Below are 18,749 nucleotides of genomic sequence, written 5' to 3'. Positions count from 1 at the left end.
TTCTATTATAAACTATATTTGCAATTAAGGAATGGCCGAAAACAATTCCTGCAGATAAGAAAAGAAGAGGATTGTGATGATTCCTCCTCTTTTCCTGAATTTCCCTTCTTCACTACAATATATTATAAGATGTTACCGGATCAAATCCCCGCGCATATCGGAAACGACGATCTCGCCGCTCTTTAACTTGGCGTAGACCTCGGCGACCTTGCTTTCCACATCGGAGCGGAGATTCGGATTCTTTTCCGGAATCCCGATCCCGTCGTTTTTCGCATCAAAGACCAGGATCTGCCCACCGGGGAATTTCCCCTCGGTCTCGGCTTTGATCATATCATAGGTGGCTTTCTTGATCTGTTTCATCGCTGAAGTCAGGATGACCGACTTATTGCCTTCATAGATGCCTTCGTAATATTGGTCGACGTCAACCCCGACCACCCAGACTTCCTGACCGGCCCGGGCCCGGGCTTTCGCCTCATTGATCACACCGATCCCGACCCCGCCGGCGGCGGCAAAGATCGCTTTCACCCCGCGGTCGTACATCTGCGCGGCCAGTTGTTGCCCGGCTGCCACGTTATCGAAAGATCCCTGGTAGATCACATTTTCCGGACGGATCACCATGTTTGTTCCTAAATTGGCGTTGGCGTATTTGACCCCCTGTTGGAATCCCCAGTTAAATTTCTGGACTGCCGGGATCTCCATACCACCGATAAAGCCCAGTTCTCCTTCTTGCAATTGCAACGCCGTGGCCACACCAGCGACAAAACCGGATTCATGCTCCGCGAAAAAGATCGAAACGGTATTTTCTTTCACCACCGGCACAAAATCACCCGCATGGGGATTCCCGTCAATGAGAACGAATTTGGCATCCGGATACCGCTCTTGTGCTTGGTAAATGGCTGTTTCAAACTTAAAGCCAGGGCAGACCATAAATTTGAAGCCCGCATCATAAAGATTGCCAATCTCAGTCAGATAATCGGCTTCGGTTGTCCCCGCCGGTTTCAAATACTTTGTTTCCAAGCCAAGTTCCTCTCCGGCTTGCACAACCCCTTCCCAAGTCCCCTGGTTGAATGATTTGTCGTCAATGGTACCGGCATCGGTTACCATTCCCACTTTCATGCGGCCCATCTTGAGCACGCCGGTACGTTGTCCCACGTTGACCACGACCAATACGGCCACCACCAAGATTACCAGAGCAATTAAGACTTTTTTAAACATTCAGGAGCCTCCTTTGTTTTTGTTTTTTTATTTTGTAATCCCCCGATGAACTGGACATACCCTTTTTTGTCTATCCTTTTACTATTCTAGATAATTTTTGTAAATGTTGCAAGCTTCTGATAGAAATTAGTATATTTTCACTAAAAGTGTAAAATTATTAGTCCACCGTAACCTGCCGTAAAACCGCCAGTAATTCATCGATCCGGTACGGTTTACTGACCACGCCGGAAAAACCATGTTTTTGGTAATCGGCCATGATCGGATCCGAAGCATAACCGCTACAAACGATTGCTTTGATCTGCGGGTCAAAACTCCGTAGTCTGGTAATGACTTCTTTCCCTCCGATTCCACCGGGGATGGTGAGGTCCAGGATCACCACGTCAAAGGGGTTGTTCTCCAATTTGGCCTCCTGGTAGGCCTTGATGGTCTCCTCCCCATTGTGCGTGGTTACAATCTCATGGCCGAAATTGGTCAACAGTTCGGCGACCGCCCGGCAGATCAACTCTTCATCGTCCATCAGCAAAATCCGCAACCGTTCTCCCGGTACCGTTGTTTCATGTTCTTCCGTTTCCCTCTCCGCCGCTTGGGTGGAAGCGGGTAAGTAAATCCGGAAAGTCGAGCCGACCTCCACCTCCGATTCCACTTCGATTACTCCGTCGTGTTGCCGGATGATCGAAAACGCCGTCGCCAGTCCAAGCCCGTTACCACTGGGTTTGGTGGTGAAAAACGGATCAAAGATCTTCCCTAGGATCTCCGGCTTAATCCCCACACCCTGGTCCGTAATGGTTATCTGCACATAATTACCCGGCTTCAGCTTTTGTTTTTGATTGGCCCCGATTTCCACATTATGTACGCTGATGGTAATAATGCCGCCGTGTTGCATCGCCTGTTTAGCGTTGAGCACCAGGTTATGGATGACCTGACTGATCTGTCCGACATCGATGGCAACAGGCCAAAGGTCAGAAGGAATCTGGTATTCCACTTTAATGTTGGAACCCCGGAGCACAAATTCGGTCGTCTCCCGGATTAACCGGTCAAGCGGTGCATTTTTTTTCACCGGGGCCCCGCCTTTGGCAAAGGTCAGTAGTTGTTTGGTTAAGGCACTGGCTTTATAGGAGATCTCTACCGTCTGAGCCAGAGTGGAAGAGATATCGATCTGTTTGGCATACTGAACCGTGGCCAACTGAAGATTGGAGATGATCGCAGCCAGTATATTGTTGAAGTCGTGGGCAATGCCCGCGGCCAAGACCCCCAACGACTCCAACTTTGCCGACTTGATCAGCTCCCGCTCGGCTTGGCGTTTTTCCGTGATATCCTGAAAAACAGTGACCATGCCGATCTCTTTCCCGTTCAGCAGCTTAATGGGGGAGTTCTGGAGCGTGATCGGAATCTTCCCCATATTGCGGGTGATTAACACCAGATCGGGGTGGTTGGCCTCCGGCGGAAAAGTTTCAAATTTTTCGCCGGTTTTTTCATCGCAGACGGTCAAGAGATGACTGAGGGGTTGATTGTAGGCCTCTTCTTCGCTACAGCCAATCATCTTCCGGGCCGCACAATTCAGCAGCATCACCCGGCCGTTCTGGTCGGTGGCAATCACCCCTTCCTCCAGTGAATTAAGGGTGATTTTCAGCAGTTCCCGCTCCGAAGCAAGGGCCTCTTCTTCCATCCGCTTGCGTTCGGTGATGTCCAAGTTAATCCCAATTACCTCGGTCGTATCCTTTCCGACCCGGTTGACCAACCCTTTGGACAGGTTCCAGTGCTGCTGCCCGTGACAATTCGTACGGTACTCGACCTCAAAATCATGGCCAAGGCGGATTGCCCGCTTCAGCCGGTTGTAAACCTCCGCCCGGTCCCGGGGATCAATGGCGGCAAAAAACTCACTGGACGTCAGTGCCACCGGTTCTTGGTTATGCCCATCCAACCAGCAAGTAAACTGGTCCGAATCCAAATCCCACGTCCAGGTGCAAAGTCCGGTCGTCGAGAGGACCAACCGTAAACGCTTCTCGTTTTCCTGCAGTTTCTGCATAAGCAGGAGGTTTTCGTAGGCCAGCGCCACCTGTTTACTGAGGCACATAATCATTTCCGCATCTTCTTCCGTAAAGTATCCCCCGTGCTCTTTATTGCCCAGGGCTACCCAGCCGTACACTTTATTGGGGGTGGCCACCGGCACAACCAGCAATGACCGGTAGGCGCTCAGTTTCTGCCCTTGGTGCCCGTTGGGGGCTTTTTCGTTCCGCGGCCACCGGAATGGTTGCCGCTCCCTGATCACTTGGCGGATGATTACCGGCGGCGGAATGAGTTGGCCAACATTCTCTGCCTCTTTGCCTTGTTGTTTATCCCAGAAATAACGGCTCTTTGTCTTTTCATCCTCAATCGCCAATAGCGCCGATTGACAGTCGATAAACCCCCGCGCCCCCCGGCAAAAGGCTTCCAAAAGCACCGCCGGATTACGTTCGGAAACCAAATTATAACTGAGCTCCATTAAAATGGCCAACCGTAATCCCGCGCTCTGGCGGAAGATGGTCTGCACCGAATCGGCGGTAGCAGCCGCCTCCTCAGTAGCGGCTTGCGGTATGTTCAACGGTGGGGGGCCCAACACTTTATTGATGGCTTCCAAGAGAGCGGATGGCTCGGAAGCCTTCGGGATTGCTTGGCAGGTTTCATTCAGCTCACGGAGATGGATAACTTGGGGTTGGCGGTAGGTGGCTGTATAGAAGATAACCGGAATCTTGCGCAACCGATTTTCCCGCCGCAAGCGGCGGACCAGTTCGAAACCGTCCATCCCCGGCATCACGATGTCACTGATGATTAAATCTGGCACTTTTAGCCGGGCAATCGCCAGGGCTTCTTCTCCACTACCCGCCTTTAAGATGGAATGTCCCGTGTACCCAAGCCAGGTGTTGAGCATCTGTCGGCTGAGGGCATGGTCTTCAATAATAAGAATTGTCGCCATAATCTTCCCTCCTTGGTCCTCAGATTTCCCCACTTCATCCTTGGACTTCCTCTACAATCCTTTAATTATCGACAAAAAAAGGTGAAACGCGGGGGTTCGTTCACCTTTTTTTAAACCGCTGACCGGTAACCGGAGGATCTTTATTATGTCGCTACTGGACAAACCCATGTCTCCTTTCACGCTGAGAAAAGAATTAACCCTATATTGATTTAATATAAATATGTTTTTATTTTAATTCTCGTTTGAAATTGATTTCCCTTCTCCTTTCACGAAAGAGATTTTAGCGTTTTGCAAAAAAATCTTGGTCTAATTTGTTTCATAGAAAGAAATATGCTAGCCTACCCCCTTGATCCCCGGCATGGACCAACAAAAATATACGAAAGGAGAGTATTTTGTTACAGTTTCACCCTTTACTATCAACTTATTTTCAAGTATTATAATTGCATACAAATACTTATGGGGTGATTATTTATGAAGAGAAGCCTTGCTTTTGTCCTCATTTTGTTGTCCGTCCTCTTCCTTCTCTCCGGATGTTCCGGCACGAAAAAGGATACTTCCTGGGAAGATGTGAAAAAGAAAGGCGTCTTTGTCCTGGGGTTGGATGACAGCTTCCCGCCGATGGGGTTCCGGGATGAAAACGGGCAGATCGTCGGTTTTGATATCGATGTGGCCAAAGAAGCTTGCCGCCGTCTCGGTATTGAACTTAAGTTGCAACCAATCAACTGGGATGCCAAAGAACAAGAATTAAATACAAAAAATATCGACTGTATCTGGAACGGCTTAACCATAACCCCCGAACGCCAGAAGAATATCCTCTTTACCAAACCATACATGGATAACCGGCAGGTCGTCATCGTCCGGGCGGATTCGGGGATCACCTCCCTGGCCGCTTTGGCCGGAAAAACCCTGGGCTTGCAGGCCGGCTCCAGCGCAAAAGATGCCTTAAGTAGCGCCCCCGGCTTTGAAGCCTCGTTAGGGAACGTCATCGAATTTGACGAGAACATGACCGCGCTCATGGACCTGGAAATGGGCGGCTTGGATGCGGTCCTGATGGATGAGATCGTGGCGCGCTATTACATCCAACAAAAAGACAAGAACTTTATCGTCTTGGACGAGGCTTTGGCCAGCGAAGAATACGGCATCGGGTTCCGCAAAAACGATCAGTCGTTAATGGAAAAATTCCAGGATACCCTTATCGCGATGGCAAAAGACGGCACGCTGGCGGCCATCTCCAATAAATGGTTTGGTGAGGATATCACCGTAATTGACCGCTAAGGTCCGCAAAGGACAAATACGGTAAGGAAGAAGGGTTATGGGTTCCAGAGGGAACTTCATAACCCTTTTCGCTAATATTTTCTGGCCACCCTGAACTTTTGCCGAATGGAAACCATCTTTAAAGAGGATTCCCGGCGCTTGCTGCGAATACATCATATCAGCCAAACGAGCGACTAAAGAACAAAAGGAGTTTTCTTAATGTTTGTCCTGGAATACAGTACCCAACTTCTCAAGCAAGTGGCCTTACTGGGCTCCGGCGCCTTAACCACCCTCCGGATCTTCTTCCTGACCCTCCTTTTTTCCCTGCCGTTGGGTCTCCTGATCGCCCTGGCCCGCATGGCCCCGTATAAATGGTTGAATTTACCCGTACGCTTCTATATTTTGATCATGCGCGGAACCCCTTTGATTTTACAACTGATCTTTTTCTACTTTGCGCCCTCCGCTATTCTGCCGGAAGGATTAAGATTCACTCTCCCCCGTTTCACCGCCGCCGTTGTAGCGTTCTCCCTTAATTATGCCGCCTATTTTGCCGAGATTTACCGCGGCGGCATTGAGTCAATCCCCCTCGGCCAGTACGAAGCGGCAGCCGTTTTGGGTTTTACGAAAAGCCAGACTTTTTTCCGGATCATCCTTCCCCAAGTGATCAAGCGGATTCTGCCGCCCGTTAGCAATGAAGTGATCACTCTGGTCAAAGACACTGCTTTGATCACTGTCCTTGGCATCACCGAGCTGTTCCGGGTCGCCAGAAACGAGGCCAACCGCCTCTTTTCCACGACTCCGCTCTTTATCGCCGGTCTTTTCTATCTCTTTATGAACTGGATCGTCACCAAAGTTTTTGACGCCGCCGAAAAGAAGCTGAGTTATTACCGATGAAAAAAGAGGAGCTGACCCCATGGAAATCCTTCGCGTGGAAAACCTGTATAAAAGCTTTGCCGGCACCGAAGACGTGGTGACCGGGGTGTCGTTTCAGATCAACGAGGGGGAGGTCGTCGCCCTGATCGGCCCTTCCGGTTCCGGTAAAAGCACCCTCCTGCGCTGCCTCACCCTTCTGGAGAAGATCGACCACGGCGCCATCTACGTGGCGGGCGAACCCATGGTGACCACTGCGCCTTCGGGCGAGGTCATCTATGCGCCCGAGGCGGCCTTAAGAAAGATCCGTTTACGCCTGGGCATGGTCTTCCAGAATTTTAACCTTTTCCCCCATTTCTCTGTGCTCCGGAACATTACGGAAGCACCCATCCATGTGGCCGGGATGCCCCCCGCCGAAGCGGAGGCCCTCGCCCGCCAGTTGTTGGCCAAGATTGGCCTCTCCGACAAGGCCGACGCCTATCCCTACCAGCTTTCGGGCGGCCAATCGCAACGGGTGGCGATCGCCCGGGCTTTGGCCATGAAACCGGATATCCTCTTCTTTGACGAGCCCACCTCGGCGCTGGATCCGGAGTTAACCGGTGAAGTACTCAAAGTAATCCGGAATTTGGCCGCCGAACAGATGACGATGATGGTGGTCACCCACGAGATGGCCTTTGCCCGTGAAGTGGCCGACCGGGTCATCTTTATGGATAAGGGGCAGATTGTGGAAGAAGGGACCCCTGAAATCCTCTTCGGCCGGCCGGCCAACGAACGGACCAGAACCTTCCTGGGGAATTACAACCTAAACGCCGGTTCTTGATGCTTCGGGCCAACCCTTTGCCGGGGCATAAAACCGGCACGTCCGCGCCGCCGCACAGTTCGCCAATCATATTAGCCGGGCATGATAAATTACGGGGTCAAGGTTAGGCTAGGGCCAAGGCAAGCTAAAGGTAAAATGTACTAAGGAGAGAACGGTCATGGAAAAGGACAATAACTGCTGTACCCGCTTGAAACCAAAAAGCCCGGACCTTTCCCGCCCGGACTTTTCCCCGCTCTGCCAACGGATCGACTTGCTACTGGCCCAAAAAGACCAAGTGCTGGTCGCCATCGACGGCAACAGCGGTGCGGGCAAAACCCGCCTGGCCGCTTTCCTCGCCAGCCTTTACCATTGCAACGTTTTTCACATGGATGATTTTTTCCTCCCCCCGGCACTGAAAACGGCGGCCCGTTTAAACGAGGTTGGCGGGAATGTGGATTACCACCGTTTCAAAAACGAAGTGATTTCGGGCCTGCAAAGCGGCCGGCCCTTTCAATACCGGGTCTACGACTGCCACGCGGAGGCCTTTACCCGGTGGATCACTGTTCACCCCAAACCATTAAATATAATCGAAGGGGTGTACAGTCTCCATCCGACCTTGATCGCCCATTACGACCTGAAAATCTTTTTGCGGGTGGAGGCCGCGGAACAAAGCAGACGGATTCTGGCGAGGAACGGGCCCGAACTCCACCGCCGTTTTCTTGAGGAATGGATTCCCCTGGAGAACCGGTATTTTCAAGAACTGGGCATCGCCGAAAAATGCGATTTCGTCTTTTCCACCTAAGCCTCCCTTCAATCTTTGGCCTTTAAAACCGGCACGGCAAAGAAGGCCCGGCCAAACAGGCGCATATTGGTAAGTTCTCCGCCCGGATGTCGCATAATAAGTGCAAGAACTTTTTTCGAGGTGGAGCATGGGAAAAGAGCATTATCTCCCGGGCCTGATCGCCGGAACCTGCGGCGGAGTCGCCGCCACCATAGTGAACCTGATGCTGATTCTCCTTTTCAAAGTCGGTAACCTCCGGTTTATCGATTTCGCCGGGGTCTTTATTTTTGGCCATCCCCCCGCAAGCCCGGGGGAAAATTTACTCGCTTTCCTTGGCTATTTGGGTTTTTCCGCGAGCCTTGGCGTCCTCTTTACCTACTTGGTTGGCTTCCCGCCCAAACCTTATCTCCTCTTAAAAGCGATCCATTTCGGCCTGGGCGTCTGGTTTTGTTCCTACGCCCTGACTTTACTCTTTAAAGTCCCCGAACTGGCCAAGATCTCCCTGGGTTCGGCCATAACCAACTTCCTTGCTGCCGCCGTCTACGGTTTGGTCGTGGGTCTGGTCCTCCGTTTCCTGGCAGAAAAAACAGCCGCGACCAACGAAAAGTAGCGGCTGTCTGTTCTCGAACTTCGCTTTCAAAGCGCGCTTTCCCTGTTCACTCCAACAAGGCCAAAAGCTCCGGAACGGTGTGGGCAATGTGGGTCGGGCCCGCCGCTTCCAGCTCGGCCGGTTCGCCGTAGCCATACGTGACCGCAATCGCGGCAATCCCATTGGCCTTCGCCCCTTCAACGTCAAACTGCCGGTCCCCCACCATGACGGCCTTCTCCTTCTCCGGCGGGAGCAAAGCAAGGACCGTCGCGATTACCTCGGCCTTCTTGGTCCGTTGCCCGTCCAGGTAGCTGCCGATGATTAAGTCGTCGGCAAAATACCGGTCAATCTGGAAATGGGCGAGCACCTGCCGGGCGAAGACGGTCGGTTTGGAAGTTGCCAAAGCCAGCTGCTTTCCGCGGTCGACCAGGGCCCGGAGCAATTCGGGGATGCCCGGATAAAGCCGGTTTTCAAAGATCCCGCGCGGCCCGTAGTACTCCCGGTAGTACGCCACCGCTTCCCTGGCTTTTTCTTCATCAAACCCATAATACTTCATAAAGGAATCCATCAGCGGCGGGCCGACAAAACGGCGCAGAAATTCAGGGTCACCGTCAAGCCCGAATTTCCGTAAGGCATAACGGACCGAATTGATAATCCCGACTCCTGGATCGGTTAGTGTTCCGTCTAAGTCAAAAAGGATGTATTGGTATGACACCTTGACCACTCCATGCTGTAATCTTTACGGCATTGACCGCTATGTTCGTTCCCCCGTAGGGAGCCAGTCCCGGTAAATCCCCGGCTCCGACCCTTCAATTTCAATGGCCCCGACTGCTTTACGGTAAAAGTCAACCGGCCCGGCGCCACCGATGATCGCGTACGCATAACCCATCTCTGCCAAACCGTGCAGGGCCGCCAAAAGCAAAGCGCGCCCGACCCCCTGTCCCCGGGCCTCAGCCGTCACTCCCGTCGGCCCGAAAAAGCCTTTCGCCGTGACATCATAGCAGGCAAACCCGATGATTTTTCCGTCCTGAACGGCAATAAAACAACTAATCGGTTGCCTGGCAAAAGCCACTTCACATTCGGAAGCCCATTCCGCGCCAAATTCCCGGTTGACCCACTCGACCACGGCTTTTTTTTCAAAGGCCAGGGGATGGCGGAGCTTGATCCCGGCCGCCAGCAACCGCTCCTGGAGTGGGGCAAGTGCAGGAAGTTCATATAATTTCACCAGCAAATCAGGCAAACTACGATCCTCCTTTCCCGCTTTCCAGAACCGAAACTTCCAAAATTAAAAGACGCAACCAACAAAGTTTATATTTCGATTCCGGCCCCCACTTTCCTTTAAATAATCAAGTGAACAAGGCATGGTTATAAAAAAGGCTGCCTTACAAGAGTAGAAGGCAGCCCCAGCCTTATGGTCTCTACCCGGTAGTAACCTTATTGCCTCAGTCCTGGTGTAACCTTATTGTTTCTGCCCGGTGTAGATCAAGATCGCATCGCACAAAAACTGCGCGGCTCCCGGCTGGACCTGGTCATCATAGTAGGCGGTAAAACGGGGGTCCGCCACGTACATGCGGGCCAGTCCGGCATGGGCCTCTTTGTTATAATGTCCCCACGCGAAACTCAACCATTGCCGGTGTAAATCCGCAGTTTTCTGCGCCAGGTCGCCGGAGGGATCCCCGGTCGCCATCGCCGCCTTCAGGGTTTGCAGTACCTCCGCGCCCAGCCGCTGCCATTCTTCGTACTGCTCAACCGTCATGTTTTTAAGGATCTCATTGGAACGGTTGACGGCTTCGTCACCGTACTTGGCCCGGGCTTCCGCGCCGTATTTCTCTTCGTTCTCCGCGATCATTTTTTGCTTGAACGCTTCAAACTTCTCTTGATCGGTCATTGTTATTTTTCCCTCCTTCAAGGCGATTGTCTTTTCCACATTGGCGATCAAAAGATCAACATGTCGCCGCTTCGCCAGCAGCTTGGCCCGGTGCTCTCTTAAGGCTGCCAGCTCGTCAAAGGACGGTGCGGTGATCAGCCGTTTAATCTTTTTCAACTCCACGCCAAGCTCCCGGTAGAAAAGGATTTGCTGGAACCGATCCACTTCCGCCTGTCCGTAAAGGCGATAACCCGAAGCACTCACCCGCGCGGGCTTTAAAAGACCAATCTCATCATAGTAGCGGATGGTCCGCGGGCTGATCCCGGCAAGCCTGGCCAATTGCCGCACCGTGTAAGCCATTTCCTCACCTCCCGCAACCCCACTATACACCTTTACGTTACGTTAAGGTCAACACCTTTTTCCGTTTTTTATTCTGCCATCCGTTTTAGTGCTTCCACATCAATAATCTTCATCGAAGCACCATGAAAGTCGATCACGCCCTCCGCTTTCATCCGCCCCATCTCCCGGGAGAGGGAAGGCCGCGCCACGTTGAGAAATTCCGCCATTTCATTGCGGTTAAAGGGCAGCATGAAGGTCGTCGCCCCCGCTTCCTTTGCCTGTTCCAACAGAAACACAGCGATCTTGCCGCGGAGCGTCTTAATGGTCAGTTGTTCCACTTTCCGGTTGAGATAGAGCGCCTTTTCCGAGATAATCCGGAGCATATTAATGATTAAGCGCCGGTGCCCCAAGCACTGCCGCGGACAGCTCCCGATGATCTTTTCCGGCGACAAAAAAAAGACCGCCGCATCCTGCTGGGCCTGGATCGTCGCCGGCCATCCTTTCCGCCCGGAAAAAGCCACCATCTCCCCAAAAAGATCCCCCGCCTGTAAAGTGGAAAGGATCACCCGGTTCCCGGCCACACTCTCTTTGGTCACGATCGCCCGCCCGGCCAGAACCACCCCAACACCCAGGAATTTCTCGCCCTCCACCGTCACCAGTTCATTCCGGCGAAAACGGCGGACCTCCGGGTTTAGACAGGCCAGCATGCTTTGGAGTTCTTCCGGCTCAATCCCGGCAAACAAGGGGCAGACCGCCAACTCGGCTTGCCATTTTGTAAACATTCCGGCACCACCCATTTCGTAACCTAAGTTACCATTCGTTCGCCTTCATTTTATTACAACATCCCTAGCCGCGCAATGAGTTTAAAGCTGACAATTTGGTAACATTGGTTACCGCGTATCGGCCTTTAATTTATTAGAATAGACTTGCAAGAAACAGAGTAGAAAGCCGGTTACAACCTCCGCCGAGGTTGAATTGGGATATTGCAACGAAAACTGTTTCTCGAAATTTGATCCAAAAAGGGAGATTAAAAAATGAAAACCATCAGAAAGATCATTTCCATCGATGAAGAGAAATGTAATGGTTGCGGCCTTTGTGTCACCGCCTGCCACGAAGGGGCCCTGCAACTGGTCGATGGAAAAGCCAAATTAGTCTCGGAATCCTACTGCGACGGTCTGGGGAATTGTCTCCCCGAATGCCCGACCGGGGCGATCACCATTGTCGAGCGGGAAGCCGACCCCTTTGACGAAGCCGCGGTTAAAGAAAATATGGCCCGGCTGGCGCAGACCAATATGGCAGAGGCTAAGGCGGAAGCGAATACCCCACCGCCACTGGCATGTGGCTGCCCGGGGACCCACGCCAGGACAATCCGGCCCAATGCCCCGGCTGTTCAGGAGACCAATAACGCGCCCCAAGCCGCACCGACCTCCCAGCTCAGGCAATGGCCATGTCAGTTGCGGTTAGTACCGGCAAATGCGCCCTACCTGAAGGAGGCCAACCTGCTGATTGCCGCCGACTGTGCCGCCTATGCCTATGCCAGTTTCCACCAAGATTTCATGCGGAATAAGGTGACTTTAATCGGCTGTCCCAAACTGGATGCGGCTGATTACAGTGAAAAGATCGCCGCCATTCTGGCCGCCAATGACATTAAAAGCATCACCGTCGTCCGCATGGAAGTGCCCTGCTGCGGCGGTCTGGTCCACGCCGTAAAAACGGCCTTGATGCTGAGCGGCAAACTCGTGCCCTGGCAGGTCGTGACGATTGGCACCGACGGTTCAATTCTTGAACAATAACATTATGATTATAAAGACAAGCTTAAGGAGGAATTTAGACAATGAGTAACATGTTCTGTTTTCAATGTGAACAAACCGCCGGGGGGAAAGGCTGTACCAAAGTTGGTGTCTGCGGCAAACAACCGGAGGTGGCCAATCTCCAAGACGAACTGACCGGTGCTCTGGTCGGGCTCGCCCGGGCGGCCGAAGGGAAAAAAACCGACCGCCGGACCGACGACCTTATCATGCAAGGCCTTTTCGCCACTGTGACCAACGTCAATTTTGACGGCGCCCGGATCAAGGAACTCATCGCCCAAGTCCGCAGCGCGAAAGCCGCTCTGGGCGACGTCGCCGACCTCGACCCCGGTACTTTATGGCAAGGCGACCCCGATCTGGTTTCCTTGCGTTCCCTGCTCCTTTTGGGTCTACGGGGAATGGCCGCTTATGCCTGGCACGCCGCCGTCCTCGGCCACCGCGATGATGAGGTGACCGGCTGGTTCTACAAAGGACTGCGAGCCGTCGGCGCGGAACACACCGTGGAAGAAAGGTTGGCTCAGTTGAAGGAGTTTGGTGAGGTCAACCTGAAATGCATGGCTCTCCTTGATCAGGCCAACACCTCCACTTACGGGCACCCGGTGCCGACGAAAGTCAGTACCATTATTGAAAAAGGGCCCTTCATCGTTGTCTCCGGCCACGATCTCCATGATTTGAAACAACTGCTGGAGCAGACCGAAGGCAAGGGGATCAATATCTATACCCACGGGGAAATGTTGCCGGCCCATGCTTACCCCGAGCTGAAAAAATACCCGCACCTGAAGGGGAATTTTGGCACGGCCTGGCAAAACCAGAAAAAAGAACTGGACGGGATTCCCGGGGCGGTCCTCTTCACCACCAACTGCTTGATGCCACCCTTGGATTCCTACGCCGACCGGGTCTTTACCACGGCCGTCGTCGGTTACCCCGGCCTCGTCCATATTCCGGCTGATGAAAACGGGAAAAAAGATTTCACCCCCGTCATTAACAAGGCCTTGGAACTTGGCGGCTGGACCGAAGACCACAAAATGACCGGCATCAACGGTGGTACCGTCCTGACCACCGGCTTTGCCCGCAACACGGTGCTGGGTGTGGCCGATCAGGTCATCGACGCCGTGAAAAACGGGGCCATCAAACACTTCTTCCTGGTGGGCGGCTGCGACGGAGCCCGTCCCGGCCGGAACTACTACACCGAATTTGTGAAACAAACGCCCAAAGACACGGTGATTTTAACGCTGGCCTGCGGGAAATACCGCTTCAACGACCTGGATTTGGGCGAGATCGGCGGTCTCCCCCGCCTCCTGGATATGGGGCAATGCAATGACGCCTACTCCGCCATCCAAGTGGCGCTGGCGCTGGCCAAAGCCTTCAATTGCGACGTCAATGAACTGCCCCTGACCCTGGTCCTCTCCTGGTACGAGCAGAAAGCGGTCTGTATCCTCCTTACCCTGCTGGCGCTGGGGATCAAAAACATCTATCTCGGACCAAGCTTGCCCGCTTTCGTCTCGCCCAATGTCCTGCAGGTGCTGGTCGACAACTTCGGGATTAAACCGATCAGCACGCCGGAAAAAGACCTGAAAGCGATCCTGGGCTAAGCCGGTCGTGCGCCGGCCATAAAATAAAGCGGAGATGAGTTTAGCTCATCTCCGCTTTTAAAGATCCGGCACGTAAGTCAAACGTAAGTTAAACGATCATCACAAGAGAAATCTTTTAAATTCAGGAGGGCATCATGAGCCATTTAGAAAACTTCAAACGGCAGCACCGCGAAATCAAAGAACTGGTGGACAATTTAACCACGATGCTGAAGCAAGACCTTCTCGTACAAGAACCCACAAAAGTCAGGACCGTCCTCTCCACCCTCGCCGGTAAACTGATGATGCACCTGGCGATGGAAGACCAATTCCTTTATCCCACCCTCATCCAGAACGGCAACGCCCAAGCCCAAACCACTGCGGCTCGCTTCAGTAACGAAATGGGCGGCTTGGTCCAAGTTTTTAAAGACTACTCCACAAAATGGTTGAATCCAAGCTCAATCAAAGCAGACCCCGAAGCTTTCATCAGCGAGTCGCACGAAATTCTCCAGGCGCTACGGCACCGCATCGCGCGAGAAGACAGCGAGTTGTATCCCCTTGTTGAATGAGTCTGTCAACTTGCGCCGCCTCATCTTTTTGACAGGATAACAAAAAGGGGGCTACTCCGTTAGCCACCCTTTTTTCATTTTTTAATCCTTTGACAATTAACATTTATTATTATAAAGGTCCTTTAAACGGCCGCACTCTTCCGTTGAAAGCGTTGTTTTATTTTACCAAAGACCCCAAGCTGACCCAGGATTAAACCGATAATCGCTAAGAACAGAACCAAACTGACCGGACGGGTCACAAAGATTGAGATATCACCATGGGACGCTTGTAACGCCCGGCGAAAACTGGTATCAACCAACGGACCAAGGATGATCCCCAAAACCAACGGCGCCGGCGGATATTTGCCCTGATTCAAGAGGAGGCCGAACAAACCGGCGATAAAGACAAGGACAATATCTAAAAACCGGAGATCCAAGGCGTAGGATCCGATCGCGCATAGGACCGCAATGACCGGCATCGTAATGGCGTTTTTAATTTGGAGGATCTTAGACATCGGTTTGGCAATCATTATGCTAATACCCCACATAAACACCGTAGCCACCACCAACCAGGAAACGACCTGATAGAGAAAGGCCGGGTGTTGGAAGGTCAACATCGGACCGGGCTGGACTCGTTAATTCGCACCGCGGAACGGGAAAACTCGTCGGGCAATTGTTTTAAATATATTAATAATGTGCTACTTTTTTGATAACTGGATTTTGTGTTTTGAATTCATTTTTCGCGAAAAAAAACTCAAACCTCCAGTTCCCCCCACAAGCTTCCGTTCTCCTTGATAACCCGCGCAATATTTTCACGGCTGTTTTGAATATGCCGCATCGCCAAAAGCTGGGCACTGCCCGGGTCCCTTTTCTCCAGCGCGGCTATAATATCCAAGTGTTCCTGGAGGGTCTCATCGGGGGGACGAACCAGACCTTTTTGGTAACTGAAACGGTAGATATTAAACATCTCGTTAATCTGGAATAACAACCGGTTCCCGGCGATCTCCACCATCCGGGTGTGGAAAGTTTGGTCGTTCACCAGATAGCTTTTCTTTTCCTCACTCGACCATTCCCCGTTGAACCGGAACGGAGTAAAATATGCTTTCAGTTCGGCGATCTCCGCATCCGTCGCGTGCTCAGCCACCGCCCGGGCGGCGACCCCTTCAACAACCTCCCGCACCGCAAAGATCTCCATCATCTCGGCCAAAGTAAGCTTTTTGACATAGAACCCATGCCTGGGGATATACTCCACCAGATTTTCACTGGTCAAGCGTTGCAAAGCTTTAATCAGCGGCGTGCGGCTGACCCCCAATTGCTGCGCCAAATGTTCCTGTAAAATCTTACTTCCAGGAGCAAGGGTTTTATTCCAGATCATCTGTTTCACTTGCCGGTAAATATGCGTATTTAAGTCTTCAAAATTACCAATCAGCTTATTTTGTAATTTCTCCATCTGACTTAGCACCTTTTCCCCCAATGTTATTTTTACAATACTACATATATCCTTGCCCCGGAAGGTTTACTCAAGGTTTATTCCTCGATCATGTTCACGTGATAGGGCGGGACTTGCCCCTTCATCACCGCCAGAATGTTTTCCGCCGCCATCAGGCCCATCTTGGTCCGGGTTTCCATACTGGCGCTGGCGATATGCGGCAAAAGTACCACATTGTCCAGTTCCAGCAAACCGGGGTGCACCTTCGGCTCTTCTTCAAAAACATCAAGCCCGGCACCGTAAATCTGCTTTGCTTTCAGGGCTTTTACCAAAGCGTCTTCGTCCACCACCGGACCGCGGGCGGTATTGATCAAAATCGCCGTCGGCTTCATCAAGCTCAGTTCATGGGCGCCAATCAAATGGCGTGTCTCCGGGAGGAGCGGAACATGGAGGCTGATAATATCAGCTTCCTTAAGGAGCGTCTCCTTATCAACATAGGTCGCGCCGGTGGCTTTTTCGAACTCAACATTACGGACAATATCATTGTAAAGCACTTTCATGGCAAAACCCTGCGCTCTTTTCCCGACGGCCTCGCCAATCCGTCCGCCGCCAATAATGCCCAATGTTTTCCCGGTGACATCCTGCCCTAAAAAGAGCATCGGGGCCCAACCCTTGAACTTCCCTTCCCGGGTAAACCGGTCGGCTTCCACAACCCGCCGGGCAACGGCAAAGATTAACGCCCAAGCCAAATCGGCCGTGGTATCGGTCAGGACGCCGGGAGTGTTGCTCACCCAAATCTTCCGTTTGGTGGCGGCTTCAACATCGATATTGTTGTAGCCCACCGCATAATTGGCGAAGATCTTCACCCCTTGGGCGGCGTCCAACACTTCGGCATCGATTGTATCGGTTAAGAGGCAAAGAACAGCGTCGCGACCCTTGACTTTCGAGATCAGCTCGGCTTTGGTTAAAACCCGGTCTTCCTCGTTTACCTCAACCTCACAGGAAGCGCTTAATAAATCTAAAGCCGGCTGGGGTATTCTCCTGGTTACATATACCTTTCATTTCGCCATCGTTGTTCCTTCTTCCTTCCTAGCATACTAATTAATAACCAAGTTGGGTTTTGAATTCAAAATTCTTAATTACTTTATTCGCCTCCTTTCAAGTTATTCCTTCTTTTTAATAACATTTTTTTAAGATCATAAAAGATCAAACTACCAGCCACCCCGAAACCTTATACAGCCGAAAAAGTTGCCGGCGCCAACACCAACGAAAATTGATGAACAATCGTTGTAACGGGCACGGTAATACTATCTGAGCTCTGCGACAATATCTTTTAAGGTTTCAGGCCCGCCGACATTCCCGGGAAAGATGATGTAGGACAAACCCGGAAAACGACTCTCCGGTCCCAACCGCCAGACCGTGATCCCGGGCCTGATCTGTCCCAGGACAAAGGCTTCTTTGACCTTAAGTCCTTTGACCCCGATATCACTGGAGGTGATCCCGCCTTTCGCGACCAAAAACCCGGGTTTGCTTTTAAGGCCTTGGACCACCCGGACCAATCCTTCGGAGACCCGTACCGAATAAAGCAGGTTTTTTTCGCTCTTTTCCCCCTGCCGGTCGGAGCGCCAGTAGTCACGGGTTGTGTAGATACAAACATCCCTGCCCATTTGGAATCCTTTTTCGGCTTCCTCGGTCACGCGCGCCACTTCCGTCTGTAAAGAACAATCATCCTTGGCCGCGGCGACCTGCCATTCGACCCAGTGGATGCCGGGCAGATCTTTTAACGCCGCAAGCTGCTTTGTGGTCCGCTCCACATACGAACCGACGATGATTAACCCCGGCCCCCGCGCGCCGCCGGCCGGATAGAGATCGTCCTTGGTTAAATAGGGTTTCGGGCGGATCCCCCCGATGGCCTGGACAAAGGAGGCTGCGGTCCGGTACAGGTACCTTTTCCCCCGGGCGATTGCCCAGCTCGACATTGCTCCTGGCCACCGCCCCCGGGGCATAATAGATGCTATCCTCAAAGCCGACGCGCACAAAGGTGGCCCCCATCCCCACCGCGGTCGCCAGCATGGAGAAATCCTTCATGCCGTGATGGACCAGCCCCCAGGCGGAACCGGGCGGGATCATGCCACTCAAGAAATGAAGGTTATAAGCGTTGGCCGGTAAGGCGCCACGAAAACCAAGCGAAAAGGAAAAGTGGAACGGCGGCTTTAATACCCCTTCTTCCGCCAGGAGCATGGTGTTATGGATCATCCCGCCTTCGAAGATCTCAAGCTCCGGCTGGACATTGTTTTTCTCCATCTTCCTTGCCCAATAACGGATATCGTGGAGGGTATTGATGTACACTCCTTCGTCAAAATTGGCCGAGCCCATATTCAAAGAGGCACTCTCGACCCGGGGTTCGTCGACCGCGACCGATCTTTCCTCAAGGGAAAGATTGGAAACGCCGCCGGTTGAACCTTGAATAATAATGTCCGACTCCTTCCGGATCAAATCAAGCGTTGTTTTGAAATCGGTTAAATCGGCGGTTTGCTCCCCGGCCTTGTTCCTGACATGCAGGTGGACAAGGCTGGCTCCCGCCTTGGTGCAGCCAATCACTTCACGGGCAACCTCTTCCGGAGTAAGGGGATTCTTGGTTTCTTTTAAGGGACTCGAAGCTACCGGAGCCACCGCAACGATTATTTTTCTCATTCTATCCAACTCCTTCGTTATGTTTTTATTGAAAA

General features: G+C 52.3%; 17 protein-coding genes and 2 pseudogenes. 8 read left to right on the top strand and 11 right to left on the bottom strand.

Annotated features, from left to right (window positions below; translation table 11 throughout):
* Positions 1 to 132 precede the first annotated feature (132 nt).
* Together G5B42_RS05410 and G5B42_RS05405 are read right to left on the bottom strand one after the other, a co-directional pair.
* Positions 133 to 1,215 carry a BMP family lipoprotein gene (locus G5B42_RS05410; protein WP_181339435.1) on the bottom strand — a complete coding sequence of 361 codons (1,083 nt, stop codon included), beginning with the start codon at positions 1,213 to 1,215 and terminating at the stop codon, positions 133 to 135.
* 157 nt (positions 1,216 to 1,372) lie between these two features.
* Positions 1,373 to 4,168 (bottom strand): response regulator, encoded by a 2,796-nt coding sequence (locus G5B42_RS05405; RefSeq protein ID WP_181339434.1) that lies wholly within the window; start codon positions 4,166 to 4,168, stop codon positions 1,373 to 1,375.
* A 471-nt stretch (positions 4,169 to 4,639) separates the two neighbouring features.
* Between G5B42_RS05405 and G5B42_RS05400 the strand changes: the two genes are divergently transcribed.
* The 5 genes from G5B42_RS05400 (at position 4,640) to G5B42_RS05380 (ending at position 8,482) form a co-directional block, all read left to right on the top strand.
* Complete coding sequence (locus tag G5B42_RS05400; RefSeq protein WP_181339433.1) at positions 4,640 to 5,443, top strand: amino acid ABC transporter substrate-binding protein; 804 nt, start codon at positions 4,640 to 4,642, stop codon at positions 5,441 to 5,443.
* A 198-nt stretch (positions 5,444 to 5,641) separates the two neighbouring features.
* Positions 5,642 to 6,316, top strand: a complete 675-nt coding sequence (locus G5B42_RS05395) for an amino acid ABC transporter permease (protein WP_181339432.1) — start codon at positions 5,642 to 5,644, stop codon at positions 6,314 to 6,316.
* Positions 6,317 to 6,335: 19 nt separating this feature from the next.
* Positions 6,336 to 7,112: an amino acid ABC transporter ATP-binding protein gene (locus G5B42_RS05390; protein ID WP_187350950.1), complete on the top strand. Its 777-nt coding sequence runs from the start codon at positions 6,336 to 6,338 to the stop codon at positions 7,110 to 7,112.
* 157 nt (positions 7,113 to 7,269) lie between these two features.
* The gene (locus G5B42_RS05385) at positions 7,270 to 7,893 is read left to right on the top strand and encodes a uridine kinase family protein (protein ID WP_231133261.1); all 624 of its coding nucleotides are present in this window, start codon (positions 7,270 to 7,272) and stop codon (positions 7,891 to 7,893) included.
* A 127-nt stretch (positions 7,894 to 8,020) separates the two neighbouring features.
* Positions 8,021 to 8,482 carry a hypothetical protein gene (locus tag G5B42_RS05380; RefSeq protein WP_181339431.1) on the top strand — a complete coding sequence of 154 codons (462 nt, stop codon included), beginning with the start codon at positions 8,021 to 8,023 and terminating at the stop codon, positions 8,480 to 8,482.
* A gap of 46 nt (positions 8,483 to 8,528) precedes the next feature.
* Here the strand turns inward: G5B42_RS05380 and G5B42_RS05375 are convergent, their stop codons facing one another.
* The 4 genes from G5B42_RS05375 to G5B42_RS05360 form a co-directional block, all read right to left on the bottom strand.
* Entirely contained in the window at positions 8,529 to 9,176 is a 648-nt protein-coding gene (locus G5B42_RS05375; RefSeq protein WP_181339430.1) for an HAD family hydrolase, read from the bottom strand.
* Between the two features lie 39 nt (positions 9,177 to 9,215).
* Positions 9,216 to 9,686, bottom strand: a complete 471-nt coding sequence (locus tag G5B42_RS05370) for a GNAT family N-acetyltransferase (RefSeq protein WP_331274051.1) — start codon at positions 9,684 to 9,686, stop codon at positions 9,216 to 9,218.
* A gap of 234 nt (positions 9,687 to 9,920) precedes the next feature.
* Entirely contained in the window at positions 9,921 to 10,688 is a 768-nt protein-coding gene (locus G5B42_RS05365) for a MerR family transcriptional regulator (RefSeq protein WP_181339428.1), read from the bottom strand.
* A gap of 68 nt (positions 10,689 to 10,756) precedes the next feature.
* Positions 10,757 to 11,449, bottom strand: a complete 693-nt coding sequence (locus G5B42_RS05360; RefSeq protein WP_181339427.1) for a Crp/Fnr family transcriptional regulator — start codon at positions 11,447 to 11,449, stop codon at positions 10,757 to 10,759.
* A 252-nt stretch (positions 11,450 to 11,701) separates the two neighbouring features.
* Here G5B42_RS05360 and G5B42_RS05355 point away from each other — a divergent pair, with 252 nt between their 5' ends.
* The 3 genes from G5B42_RS05355 (at position 11,702) to G5B42_RS05345 (ending at position 14,612) form a co-directional block, all read left to right on the top strand.
* The gene (locus G5B42_RS05355; protein WP_181339426.1) at positions 11,702 to 12,460 is read left to right on the top strand and encodes an ATP-binding protein; all 759 of its coding nucleotides are present in this window, start codon (positions 11,702 to 11,704) and stop codon (positions 12,458 to 12,460) included.
* Positions 12,461 to 12,501: 41 nt separating this feature from the next.
* Complete coding sequence (hcp, locus tag G5B42_RS05350) at positions 12,502 to 14,067, top strand: hydroxylamine reductase (protein ID WP_181339425.1); 1,566 nt, start codon at positions 12,502 to 12,504, stop codon at positions 14,065 to 14,067.
* Positions 14,068 to 14,201: 134 nt separating this feature from the next.
* Positions 14,202 to 14,612, top strand: a complete 411-nt coding sequence (locus G5B42_RS05345) for a hemerythrin domain-containing protein (protein WP_181339424.1) — start codon at positions 14,202 to 14,204, stop codon at positions 14,610 to 14,612.
* A gap of 122 nt (positions 14,613 to 14,734) precedes the next feature.
* Here G5B42_RS05345 and G5B42_RS05340 read toward each other — a convergent pair.
* The 5 genes and pseudogenes from G5B42_RS05340 to G5B42_RS05320 form a co-directional block, all read right to left on the bottom strand.
* A pseudogene (locus G5B42_RS05340) lies at positions 14,735 to 15,211 on the bottom strand (tripartite tricarboxylate transporter permease); the annotation flags it as partial.
* A gap of 134 nt (positions 15,212 to 15,345) precedes the next feature.
* The gene (locus G5B42_RS05335) at positions 15,346 to 16,041 is read right to left on the bottom strand and encodes a GntR family transcriptional regulator (RefSeq protein WP_181339422.1); all 696 of its coding nucleotides are present in this window, start codon (positions 16,039 to 16,041) and stop codon (positions 15,346 to 15,348) included.
* Positions 16,042 to 16,118: 77 nt separating this feature from the next.
* A pseudogene (locus G5B42_RS05330) lies at positions 16,119 to 17,078 on the bottom strand (2-hydroxyacid dehydrogenase); the annotation flags it as partial.
* 249 nt (positions 17,079 to 17,327) lie between these two features.
* Complete coding sequence (locus G5B42_RS05325; protein WP_181339421.1) at positions 17,328 to 17,834, bottom strand: nucleotide-binding domain containing protein; 507 nt, start codon at positions 17,832 to 17,834, stop codon at positions 17,328 to 17,330.
* On the bottom strand, positions 17,746 to 18,714 hold the full coding sequence (locus G5B42_RS05320) for a BKACE family enzyme (protein WP_181339420.1): 969 nt from the start codon (positions 18,712 to 18,714) through the stop codon (positions 17,746 to 17,748). The genes G5B42_RS05325 and G5B42_RS05320 overlap by 89 nt, the downstream gene beginning before the upstream one ends.
* Positions 18,715 to 18,749: the final 35 nt, after the last annotated feature.

The sequence above is a fragment of the Capillibacterium thermochitinicola genome, from assembly GCF_013664685.1.
Taxonomy (GTDB): Bacteria; Bacillota; UBA4882; order UBA10575; family UBA10575; genus Capillibacterium; species Capillibacterium thermochitinicola.
This window is presented reverse-complemented; position numbering and strand designations above follow the sequence as displayed.